The sequence below is a fragment of the Blastococcus sp. VKM Ac-2987 genome (assembly GCF_026967805.1).
Taxonomy (GTDB): Bacteria; Actinomycetota; Actinomycetes; order Mycobacteriales; family Geodermatophilaceae; genus Blastococcus.
In genome coordinates this window covers 78,535-89,297 of the sequence record NZ_JAPVBG010000001.1, presented here as the reverse complement: position 1 = coordinate 89,297, position 10,763 = coordinate 78,535, and the positions used below count along the sequence as shown (strand labels likewise).

At 73.0% G+C, this 10,763-nt stretch carries 5 protein-coding genes; 4 read left to right on the top strand and 1 reads right to left on the bottom strand.

Annotated elements, in window-relative coordinates:
- Positions 1-119 precede the first annotated feature (119 nt).
- The 4 genes from gltB (at position 120) to O2W17_RS00400 (ending at position 8,867) form a co-directional block, all read left to right on the top strand.
- Positions 120-4,769: a glutamate synthase large subunit gene (gene gltB / locus O2W17_RS00415; RefSeq protein WP_269190414.1), complete on the top strand. Its 4,650-nt coding sequence runs from the start codon at positions 120-122 to the stop codon at positions 4,767-4,769.
- A 110-nt stretch (positions 4,770-4,879) separates the two neighbouring features.
- Positions 4,880-6,370 (top strand): glutamate synthase subunit beta, encoded by a 1,491-nt coding sequence (locus tag O2W17_RS00410; protein ID WP_269190413.1) that lies wholly within the window; start codon positions 4,880-4,882, stop codon positions 6,368-6,370.
- 191 nt (positions 6,371-6,561) lie between these two features.
- Positions 6,562-7,977: a pyruvate kinase gene (gene pyk, locus O2W17_RS00405; RefSeq protein WP_269190412.1), complete on the top strand. Its 1,416-nt coding sequence runs from the start codon at positions 6,562-6,564 to the stop codon at positions 7,975-7,977.
- Positions 7,974-8,867 (top strand): acyl-CoA thioesterase, encoded by an 894-nt coding sequence (locus O2W17_RS00400; protein ID WP_269190411.1) that lies wholly within the window; start codon positions 7,974-7,976, stop codon positions 8,865-8,867. Before pyk ends, O2W17_RS00400 begins: the two co-directional genes overlap by 4 nt.
- An 18-nt stretch (positions 8,868-8,885) precedes the next feature.
- On the opposite strand, the gene O2W17_RS00395 is transcribed toward O2W17_RS00400, so the two are convergent.
- A complete protein-coding gene (locus O2W17_RS00395) occupies positions 8,886-10,556 on the bottom strand; it encodes an aminotransferase class I/II-fold pyridoxal phosphate-dependent enzyme (RefSeq protein WP_269190410.1) in 1,671 nt (556 codons plus the stop codon).
- Positions 10,557-10,763 lie beyond the last annotated feature (207 nt).

The window sequence follows — 10,763 nt, the reverse complement described above, 5'->3', positions numbered from 1 at the left end:
CCCGCACCGCGCGCTCCGCACGTGCCGCCAGCTCCGCCGCCCTTGACCTCCGGCCCGGGCTCCAGCCCCCGTCCACCCCTCGCCCGAGGGCACGACGGTGCGCCGACGACGGGAGTGACATGACCGACCTTCCCGCCCCCGCCACCACGGCAGTCCCCTTCTCGGCCGTGCCCCCGGCCCGGGGCCTGTACGACCCGGCGAACGACAAGGACGCCTGCGGCGTGGCCTTCGTGGCCGACGCCCGCGGCCGGCGCAGCCGCCGCATCGTGCAGGCCGGTCTCACCGCCCTGCACAACCTCGACCACCGGGGTGCCGCGGGCTCCGAGCCGAACTCCGGCGACGGTGCCGGCATCCTCACCCAGATCCCCGACGCGCTGCTGCGCGCCGGCGTCGACTTCGACCTGCCGCCGCTGGGCGAGTACTCGGTCGGCATCGCCTTCATGCCGGCCGACGGGGCGGAGCGGGCCGCCCGCGTCGAGGACGTCGCCCGGCTCGCCGAGGAGGAGGGCCTCACCGTCCTCGGCTGGCGCGACGTCCCCGTCGACCCCGACGGTGCCGACCTCGGGCCCACGGCGCGCGCGGTCATGCCGCACTTCGCCCAGCTCTTCGTCGCCGAGACGATGGCCGGCCGCGCCGACGCCACCGCCTTCGGCGGGACCGTGGTGTGCAACGGGGTCACCCGCCTCGAGCGGCGCTCCTTCGTGCTCCGCAAGCGGGCCGAGCGGGCCGCCGTGGACGCCGGGAGCTCGCTGTACATCACCTCGCTGTCGTCGCGGACGATCACCTACAAGGGCATGCTGACCACCGACCAGCTGCCGCTGTTCTTCCCCGACCTGCGCGACGAGCGCTACGAGTCGGCGATCGCGCTGGTGCACAGCCGGTTCTCGACCAACACCTTCCCGAGCTGGCCGCTGGCCCACCCCTTCCGCTTCATCGCGCACAACGGCGAGATCAACACCATCAAGGGCAACCGCAACCGCATGCGGGCCCGCGAGGCCAAGCTGGCCACCGAGCTGTTCGACGGCCCCGCCGGCCCGGCGTCGGAGCTGGGGCTGGACCGGATCTTCCCGGTCACCGCCAGCGACTTCAGCGACTCGGCCACCTTCGACGAGGTGCTGGAGCTGCTGCACCTGTCCGGCCGCTCGCTGCCGCACGCGGTGCTCATGATGATCCCGGAGGCGTGGGAGAACCACGACGAGATGGACCCGGCCCGCCGGGCCTTCTACCGGTTCCACTCCTCGATCATGGAGCCGTGGGACGGGCCGGCCGCGGTCTGCTTCACCGACGGCACGCTGATCGGCGCGGTCCTCGACCGCAACGGCCTGCGCCCGGGCCGCTGGTGGCAGACCAAGGACGACCTGGTCGTCATGGCCAGCGAGGTCGGCGTGCTCGACATCCCGGCCGCCGACGTCGTCGCCAAGGGCCGGCTGCAGCCGGGCCGGATGTTCCTCGTCGACACCGCCTCCGGGCGGATCGTCTCCGACGAGGAGGTCAAGGGCGCCCTGGCCGCGGCCCAGCCGTACGAGGACTGGCTGCACGCCGGCCTGGTGCACCTGCCCGCGCTGCCCGAGCGCCGGCGGTCGCGGCCCAGCCACGAGTCGGTCGTCCGCCGGCAGATGCTCTTCGGCTACACCGAGGAGGACCTGCGCCTGCTGGTCACCCCGATGGCCGCCAGCGGCGCGGAGCCGATCGGGTCGATGGGCACCGACACGCCGATCGCCCCGCTGTCGGACCGCTCCCGGCTGCTCTACGACTACTTCGGGCAGCTGTTCGCCCAGGTGACCAACCCGCCGCTGGACGCCATCCGCGAGGAGCTGGTGACCAGCCTCGGCCGGACCTTCGGGCCCGAGCAGAACCTGCTCGCCGCCTCCCCGGCGTCCTGCCGGCAGGTGCACCTGCCGTTCCCGGTCATCGACAACGACGAGCTGGCCAAGATCCTGCACATCGACGACGACGGCGACCTGCCCGGTTACGCCGCCGTCCGGATCACCGGTCACTTCGACGTCAACGGCGGCGGGACGGCGCTGGCCGAGTCGATCGAGCAGCTGCGCACCAAGGTGAGCAAGGCGATCTCCGCCGGCGCCCGCATCATCGTGCTCTCCGACCGGGACTGCGACGAGAAGCGGGCACCGATCCCGTCGTTGCTGATGACCGCCGCCGTGCACCACCACCTGGTGCGGGAGAAGACCCGCATGGAGGTCGGTCTCGTCGTCGAGTCCGGCGACTGCCGCGAGGTCCACCACGTGGCCCTGCTGCTCGGCTACGGCGCCGCCGCGGTCAACCCGTACCTGGCGTTCGAGTCGATCGAGGACCTCATCCGCGACGGCGTCCTGACCGGCGTCGAGCCCGCCCAGGCGGTGCGCAACGTGGTCAAGGCGCTCGGCAAGGGCGTCCTGAAGGTCATGAGCAAGATGGGCATCAGCACCGTCGGCTCGTACACGATGGCGCAGATCTTCGAGGCCGTCGGGCTGTCCCAGGACCTGGTCGACGAGTACTTCACCGGCACCTCCGCCCCCCTGGGCGGCGTCGGCATCGACGTGCTGGCCGAGGAGGTGGCCATGCGCCACCGCCGCGCCTACCCGGAGAACCCCACCGAGCGGGCGCACCGCCGGCTGGAGACCGGTGGCGAGTACCAGTGGCGCCGCGAGGGCGAGGTGCACCTGTTCAACCCCGAGACGGTGTTCCTGCTGCAGCACGCCACCCGGTCGCGGCAGTACGACGTCTTCGAGAAGTACACGCAGGCGGTCGACCAGATGTCCGAGGACGCCGCCACGCTGCGCGGGCTGTTCACCCTGCGGACCGGCGTGCGGCCGCCCGTGCCGCTGGACGAGGTGGAGCCCGTCAGCGCGATCGTCAAGCGCTTCAACACCGGCGCGATGAGCTACGGCTCCATCTCGCAGGAGGCGCACGAGACCCTCGCCATCGCCATGAACCGCCTCGGCGGGCGCTCGAACACCGGTGAGGGCGGGGAAGACCCCGACCGGTTCTCCCCGGACCCGAACGGCGACCTGCGCCGCTCGGCGATCAAGCAGGTGGCCTCGGGCCGGTTCGGCGTCACCAGCGAGTACCTGGTCAACGCCGACGACATCCAGATCAAGATGGCCCAGGGCGCCAAGCCCGGCGAGGGCGGCCAGCTGCCCGGCGCCAAGGTCTACCCGTGGGTGGCCCGCACCCGGCACTCGACGCCGGGCGTCGGCCTGATCAGCCCGCCGCCGCACCACGACATCTACTCGATCGAAGACCTCAAGCAGCTGATCCACGACCTGAAGAACGCCAACGACACGGCCCGGGTCCACGTCAAGCTGGTCGCCGAGGTAGGGGTCGGGACGGTCGCGGCCGGCGTCAGCAAGGCGCACGCCGACGTGGTGCTGATCTCCGGGTTCGACGGCGGCACCGGTGCCGCGCCGCTGACCTCGCTGAAGCACGCGGGCTCCCCGTGGGAGCTGGGCCTGGCCGAGACGCAGCAGACGCTGCTGGCCAACGGCCTGCGCGACCGGATCGTGGTGCAGGTCGACGGCCAGATGAAGACCGGCCGCGACGTCATCGTGGCCGCGCTGCTGGGCGCCGAGGAGTTCGGCTTCGCGACGGCGCCGCTGGTGGTCTCCGGGTGCGTGATGATGCGGGTCTGCCACCTGGACACCTGCCCGGTCGGCGTGGCCACGCAGAACCCGGAGCTGCGCAAGCGGTTCACCGGGCGGCCGGAGTTCGTGGTCACCTTCTTCGAGTTCCTCGCCGAGCAGGTGCGCTCCTACCTGGCCGAGCTGGGCTTCCGCTCGATCGACGAGGCCATCGGGCACGCCGAGCTGCTCGACACCCGCAAGGCGGTCGGTCACTGGAAGGCCGCGGGCCTGGACCTCTCGCCGGTGCTCGCCGTCCCGGAGCTGCCCGAGGGCGCCCCGCGCCGCGCGGTCCGCACCCAGGACCACGGGCTGGACGTCGCCCTGGACCAGACCCTGATCCAGCTGTGCGAGGGCGCGCTGCTCGACGCGCGGCCGGTCACGCTCGAGCTGCCGGTGCGCAACGTCAACCGCACCGTCGGCACGATGCTGGGGTCGATGGTCACCCGCCGCTTCGGCGGTGAGGGCCTGCCCGACGGCACGATCGACCTCACCTTCGGCGGGTCGGCCGGGCAGTCGTTCGGCGCCTTCGTGCCGCGCGGGATCACCATGCGGCTGTTCGGTGACGCCAACGACTACGTCGGCAAGGGCCTCTCGGGCGGGCGGATCGTCGTCCGGCCGTCCCGCGAGGCGTCGTTCGCCGCCGAGGACAACGTCATCGCCGGCAACGTGATCGGCTACGGCGCGACCAGCGGGGAGATCTTCCTGCGCGGCCGGGTCGGCGAGCGGTTCTGCGTCCGCAACTCCGGCGCGCTCGCCGTCGTCGAGGGCGTGGGCGACCACGCGCTGGAGTACATGACCGGCGGCCGCGCGGTGATCCTCGGGCCGACCGGCCGCAACATCGCGGCCGGCATGTCCGGCGGCGTCGGCTACGTCCTGGACCTCGCCCGGCACCGGGTGAACAGCGAGATGGTCGACGTCGAGCCGCTGGACGGCGAGGCCGCGCAGTGGCTGCGCGACGTGCTGGTGCGCTACGCCGCCGACACCGAGTCGCCCGTGGCCGGCGCGCTGCTGGCCGACTGGGGTCGCTGGTCGGAGCAGTTCAGCGTGATCATGCCGCGCGACTACCGGCGGGCCCTGGAGGCCCGCCGCGCCGCCGAGGCCGCCGGCGTCGACGTCGACCGGGCCGTCATGGAGGCCGCTCGTGGCTGAGACGCCCATCTCACACCGCCCCGGCGGAACCGAGGCGCGGGGTCAGCGGCGGCACGTGGCTGAGACGCGCTCCGACATCATCGGTACGACTGCGAAGGGGGAGACGGTTCGTGGCTGACCAGACCGGTTTCCTGAAGTACGAGCGCGGCCTCCCGCCGCGGCGTCCCGTCGAGCTCCGGATCATGGACTGGAAGGACGTCTACACCCGGCGGCAGAACGGCGAGGACCCGCTCTTCCCGACGGCGGAGGTGCGCAAGCAGGCGGCCCGCTGCATGGACTGCGGGATCCCGTTCTGCCACCACGCCTGCCCGGTGGCCAACCTGATCCCGGAGTGGAACGACCTGGCCCGCCGCGACGACTGGCAGGACGCCATCGAGCGGCTGCACGCGACGAACAACTTCCCGGAGTTCACCGGGAAGCTCTGCCCGGCGCCGTGCGAGGGCTCCTGCGTGCTGAACCTGCAGGAGTCGCCGGTCACCATCAAGCAGATCGAGTGGGAGATCATCGACCGGGCGTGGGACGAGGGCTGGGTCAGCCCCCAGACCCCCGCCGAGCGGTCCGGCAGGAAGGTCGCCGTCATCGGGTCCGGTCCCGCCGGGCTGGCCGCCGCCCAGCAGCTCACCCGCGCCGGGCACGACGTGACCGTCTACGAGCGGGCCGACAAGGTCGGCGGGCTGCTCCGCTACGGCATCCCCGAGTTCAAGATGGAGAAGTCGGTCCTGGACCGGCGGCTGGACCAGATGCGCGCCGAGGGCACCCGGTTCGTCACCGGGGTCGACGTGGGCGGCAGCGGCGAGGGCGACCTGTCGATCGAGCAGCTGCGCGCGGACTTCGAGGCCGTCGTCCTGGCCGGTGGCGCGACCGTCGGCCGTGACCTGCCCGCACCCGGGCGCGAGCTGGCCGGCATCCACCTGGCCATGGAGTACCTGCCCTACGGCAACCGCCAGGCGCTCGGGGAGCTCGACGACCCGCCGATCAACGCGCACGGCAAGCACGTCGTGATCATCGGTGGCGGTGACACCGGGGCGGACTGCCTCGGCACCGCGCACCGGCAGGGGGCGGCGTCGGTCGCCCAGCTGGAGATCATGCCGGCGCCGCCGGACCGCCGGGACATGAGCGCCAACCCGTGGCCCACGTACCCGATGATCATGCGCGTCTCCAGCGCGCACGAGGAGGGCGGCGAGCGGCTGTACTCGGTCAACACCGAGCGCTTCGTCGGCGACGAGCACGGCAACGTGCGGGCGCTGCTGATCCACGAGGTCGAGCGGGTCGACGGCCGGTTCCAGAAGATCGAGGGCAGCGAGCGCGAGCTCCCGGCCGACCTGGTGTTCCTCGCGATGGGCTTCACCGGGGCGCAGCGCGAGGGCCTGGTCGACTCCCTCGGCGTGGAGGTCGACGGGCGCGGCAACGTGGTCCGTGACGACGCGTTCATGTCCACCGTGCCCGGCGTCTTCGTGGCCGGTGACATGGGCCGCGGCCAGTCGCTCATCGTGTGGGCGATCGCGGAGGGCCGCGCCGCGGCCGCCGCTGCCGACACGTGGCTGACCGGCGAGTCCCAGCTGCCCCGTCCGGTGTCCCCGACGGCGGCCGCGCTGCGCTAGGACACTGCGCTCCTCCGGACCGCACCGCGGCCAGTGGCCGTACCCCGGTCCGGAGGAGCGTCGGCGTCCCGCCTGCGCGGGGCCCTCCGGGCCCCACTCGGCGCGACACCCTCCCCGTGGAGAGCTGACGGGCGACACGCGGCGGTGGGCCGCGGGCGCCTTCAGTTCGGTGGAGCACTAGCGTTATCGCCATGTCGCGCCGCGCCAAGATCGTCTGCACCCTGGGTCCGGCCACGAGCTCCGCCGAACAGGTCACCGCCCTGGTCGAGTCGGGGATGGACGTGGCCCGCCTCAACTTCAGCCACGGGTCGCACGAGGACCACGCGTCGGCCTACGCGCTGGTGCGCGAAGCATCCGACCGCGTCGGTCACGCGGTGGCCATCCTCGCCGACCTGCAGGGCCCCAAGATCCGGCTCGGCACCTTCGCCGACGGGCCGGTGCGCTGGGAGACCGGCAGCCAGATCTGCATCACCGTCGAGGACGTCGAAGGCACCGCGGAGCGGGTGTCGACCACGTACAAGAACCTGGCCAACGACGTGCGCGTCGGCGACCGGCTGCTGGTCGACGACGGCAACCTCTCGCTCAGCGTGGTGGGCGTCGAGGGCCCCGACGTCTTCTGCCTCGTCGTCGAGGGGGGTCAGGTCTCCAACAACAAGGGCCTCTCGCTGCCCGGCGTCGCGGTGAGCGTGCCCCCGCTGTCGGACAAGGACGAACGCGATCTCCGTTTCGCCCTGCACCTGGGCGTGGACTTCATCGCGCTGTCCTTCGTGCGCTCGCCGACGGACGTCGCCCTGGTCCGCGACATCATGCGGCAGGAGGACATCTACGTCCCCGTCATAGCCAAGCTGGAGAAGCCGGAGGCGGTGCGCAACCTCGACGCGATCGTCGAGGCCTTCGACGGGATCATGGTCGCCCGCGGCGACCTGGGCGTGGAACTGGCCCTCGAGCAGGTGCCGCTGGTGCAGAAGCGCGCCATCCAGGCCGCCCGCGAGCGGAACAAGCCGGTCATCGTCGCCACCCAGATGCTCGAGTCGATGATCACCAACTCCCGGCCGACCCGCGCCGAGGCCTCCGACGTGGCCAACGCCGTGCTGGACGGCACCGACGCGGTGATGCTGTCGGGGGAGACGTCGGTCGGTGCCTACCCGATCGGCGCCGTGCGGACGATGGACCGCATCATCGCCGCCGTCGAGGGCGACCACATGCCGGTGCCGGAGATCCTGCGACGCTCGCGGTCCCGTTCGGGCGCCATCGTGCGGGCGGCCAAGGACATCGGTGAATCGCTCGACGTGAAGGCGCTCGCCACGTTCACGCAGACGGGGGAGACGACCCGCCGGCTGGCGTCGCTGCACCCGCGGATGCCGCTGCTGGCCTTCACCGTCGACCCCCGCGTGCGCAGCCGGCTGGCGCTCTCCTGGGGCGTGGAGACGTTCCTGGTCCCCTCGGTCGAGCACACCGACGACATGGTCGCCCAGGTGGACTTCTCGCTGCTGTCGATCGGCCGGCTCCAGGTCGGCGACCGGGTGGTCGTGGTCGCCGGCAGCCCGCCCAACACCGTCGGCTCCACCAACCTGATCCGGGTGCACGAGGTGGGGACCGACTCGTGAGCGAGCCCGCCAGCGGGGTGACCGCCGACAGCCAGGCAGCGTCGCTCATGACGGTGCTGGACCTGGAGCAGCGGGGCACCGACGTCTACGTCGGGCAGACGCCCCGCAGCCCGCTCCAGCGGATCTTCGGCGGTCAGGTGGCCGGCCAGGCGCTCATGGCGGCGACCCGCACCCTGCCCGAGGGCCGCGCGGTGCACTCGCTGCACTCCTACTTCCTGCGGCCCGGCGACCCGCACGAGGAGATCCGCTACTCGGTCGACCGGATCCGGGACGGGCGGAGCTTCACCACCCGCCGGGTCGTCGCCCGCCAGCGGCGCAACGGCGAGGACGTCGCGATCTTCTCCCTGACCGCGGACGCCTCGGCGCCGCAGCCGTCGGTGGCCGAGCACGCCCGGCCGATGCCGGACGTCCCGGCGCCGGAGGGGCTGCCCACCCTGGCCGAACTGGTGGCGCCGTACGGCGAGCACGCATCGGCGGCGCTGGCCATCAGCCGGGCCGTCGAGCAGCGGCTGATGGAGGACCCTTTCGCCAGGGCACCGAAGGTGCCGCCGCACACGAAGACCTACGCCTGGATGCGGGTGGCCGGCCGGCTGCCCGAGGACGCGTCCGTGCACGCCGCCGCGCTGACCTTCGTCAGCGACCTCACCCTGCTGTCCGCGGGCCTGGCCCGCCTGGGCGGCGGGTGGGGTGGCCGGTACGTGGGGGCGAGCCTGGACCACGCCGTCTGGTTCCACCAGCCGGTCCGGGCCGACCAGTGGTTCCTCTACGAGACCGACAGCCCGGCGGCCTCGGCCGGCCGGGCGCTGTGCTTCGGCGAGATCTGGGCCGTCGACGGCACGCACGTCGCCACGGTGGCCCAGCAGGGCCTCATCCGCTCCCTGGAGCGCTGAGGCCCCGCTCCGCCCCGTTCAGGCGGGGGCGCCGGCGCCCTCGGTGTCCTCGGTCGGGCGCTCGTCGGGTGCGACGGCGGGCTCGTCCTGCTCGGCCCCGTCCTGCTCGACCTCGGTCTGCTCCGACTGCTCGGACTGCTCGCGCGCGGCCTGCTCCCGCTCGATCCGCTCCTGCTCGGCCCGCCGGCGTTCGGCGGCCCGTGCGGCTGCCTGCTCGGCGGCCTGGGCGGCGAAGTCGGCGGCGAGCCAGTCGTGGCCCTCGACGAGCAGCGCCCACATCCGCTCGACGTGCGCCCGCGTGGTCGCCGGGGAGCCGATCGCCACCCGCAGCACCGGCTGCCGCTGCACGGTGGTGTGGGTGAGGAAGACCTCGCCGCCGTCGTTGAGCCGGTCCAGCAGGGTCATGGTCGCGACGTCGGCGTCCACGCCCTCGGGCCACCGCGGCCTCAGGCAGACCAGCGACAGCGGGTGCGGCGACACCACGTCGAAGCGTTCGTCGGCCGCTGCCCACCCGGCCAGCTCCTGGGCCAGGGAGACGTGCTCGCGGATGTGGGCCCGCAGCCCTTCGGCCCCGTACCAGCGCACGACGAACCAGAGCTTGAGCGCCCGGAACCGGCGGCCCAGCGGGATCTGCCAGTCCCGGAGGTCGACCACCGCGCCGGTGTCGGTGGCGGCGTTGCGGAGGTAGTCGGGGAGGATCGCCAGCGCGCCGGTGAGGGCGGCGCGGTCGGCGACCCAGAAGAGGGTGGCGTCGAAGCCGGTGAGCAGCCACTTGTGCGCATCGGTGGTGTAGCTGTCGGCCCACTCGACGCCGGCCTGCAGGGAGCGCAGCTCCGGCGCGACGGCGCTCACGCCGGCGTAGGCGGCGTCGACGTGCAGCCAGACGCCGTGCTCCTGGCAGATCGGCCCGATGTCGGCCAGCGGGTCGACGGCGGTGGTGGACGTGGTGCCGACGGTGGCGCACACCAGCACCGGGCGGTAGCCACGGGCGACGTCGCGCTCCAGCCGGGCGGCGAGCGCGCCGGGGTTCATGCCGAGGTCGCCGTCGACCTCCACGATGCGCACGGCGTCGGTGCCCAGCCCGGCGATGCGCACCGCCTTCTCCATCGAGGAGTGGGTCTCGCTGGAGACGTAGACGGTGGCCCGCTCGGGCTGCACCCCCTGGCGCACCGTGGCCCCGCCGCTCGCGCGGTGCAGGGCGGCGAGGAGCGCGACCAGGTTGGCACCGGAGCTCGAGTCCTGGACGACTCCGCCGCCGCTGCCGGTGGAGCGGAAGGACTCCGGCAGGCCCAGGAGCTCGGCGAACCAGTCCATGACGTGCTGCTCGAGCTCGGTGGCGGCCGGGCTGGTCACCCAGGACATGCCCTGCACGCCCAGCCCCGAGGAGACGAGGTCGCCCAGCACCGACGGGCCCGAGGTGTTCGCCGGGAAGTAGCCGAAGAAGCCGGGGTGCTGCCAGTGCGTGATGCCGGGCATGACGACCCGGTCGAGGTCGGCCAGGACGGCGGCGAACGGCTCGCCCTGTTCGGGGGCGGAAGCCGGGAGATCGGCGCGGACGTCGCCGGGGGAGACCTGCGAGCGCACCGGGAAGGAGCCGATCCGCGCCCAGTAGTCCGCGATCCAGTCGACGACCTCGTGGCCGTGGCGCCGGAACTGCTCAGGAGTCATGTGCGGTGCAGGCTCGGTCACCGCACCACCGTATTCGCCGGGCGGAGCGGGGCCCGGAGGGTCCCCGAGGCGCGGCGAGCCGCAAGCCGAAGACGCTGGAACGGAAGCCGCCCCGCGAGGCGCGCTACCGAGCGGGGGCCGGAGGCTCCCCGAGGGAGCACGGACACCGGCTCAGTGCAGCAGGGGAACGGCACTTGGCCGCGTCCGTCGTCCGGAGGACGACAGATC

Bases quoted from the DNA above. Each gene is read 5' to 3' on its own strand.
- gltB (WP_269190414.1), top strand. From the start codon at position 120: ATGACCGACCTTCCCGCCCCCGCCACCACGGCAGTCCCCTTCTCGGCC.
- pyk (WP_269190412.1), top strand. From the start codon at position 6,562: ATGTCGCGCCGCGCCAAGATCGTCTGCACCCTGGGTCCGGCCACGAGC.